At 42.7% G+C, this 757-nt stretch carries 2 protein-coding genes; both read right to left on the reverse strand.

The annotated features are described in order from the left end of the window. A partial coding sequence (locus tag AC1MDJ_RS08220) for an ABC transporter ATP-binding protein (RefSeq protein WP_479690427.1) occupies nt 1-496 on the reverse strand: 496 nt, incomplete at its 3' end. Beyond that, nucleotides 490-757: ZrgA family zinc uptake protein (locus AC1MDJ_RS08225; protein WP_479690428.1), on the reverse strand; the 268-nt coding region annotated here is incomplete at its 5' end. The genes AC1MDJ_RS08225 and AC1MDJ_RS08220, both read right to left, overlap by 7 nt.

Genomic DNA, 757 nt, shown 5'->3' on the forward strand with positions numbered 1-757 from the left:
GTCTGCCGATAAAAGCTCTAGCTACTGCCACTCTCTGTTGTTGCCCTACTGACAAGTGGCTAGCCCTCACCTGCCACAAATCATGACTTAAATCTAGCCGTTCCAGTAGCTCTTCTGCAGATTTTAAGATGGAACTGCCACCGCCAAGTGTCCGCTGCCTGCGGGCAACTGAAATATTACAAGGCAAGATTACGTTATCTAACACTGATAGATATGGGACTAAATTAAACTGTTGGAATATGAAACCCATATTGTTCCCGCGAAAGTTATCTCTAGTGGCAGCTGACATCTTATCAATCCTTTCTCCCAACACGGTGATATTGCCCGATTGCGGGATAATAATACCACCTATCAATGCCAGCAACGTGCTCTTCCCACTACCGCTAGCACCGACAAGAAACAGCTGTTCTTTCTCTTCAAGGTTAAACCTAGAAATATTTAGCAGAGGCGATTGCCCCTGCCAATGAAATACTATATCCTCTAAGCTGACTACCATTTTATAATGTTGCTTTCACGTGTTAGTTCTGTAGCCGCCTGCCCATTAGGGGTAACCATCCGAACTTCAATCTTTTTAAGATTGGGATATAGGGAGAATAATTTAACGTTTAGGCTATTCAGCTTACTAGGAACAGCACAGCTAAATACAAAGTCTACCTCTAAATCATCATGCTTATCCTTTCCGCTCGGAACACCATCGTCTTCAATGTCAACTTTTTTTAAGGTGCAACCAGCTTCAGCATTAAAAACAAATAGTTTC

The sequence above is a fragment of the Candidatus Termitispirillum reticulitermitis genome, assembly GCF_054655775.1.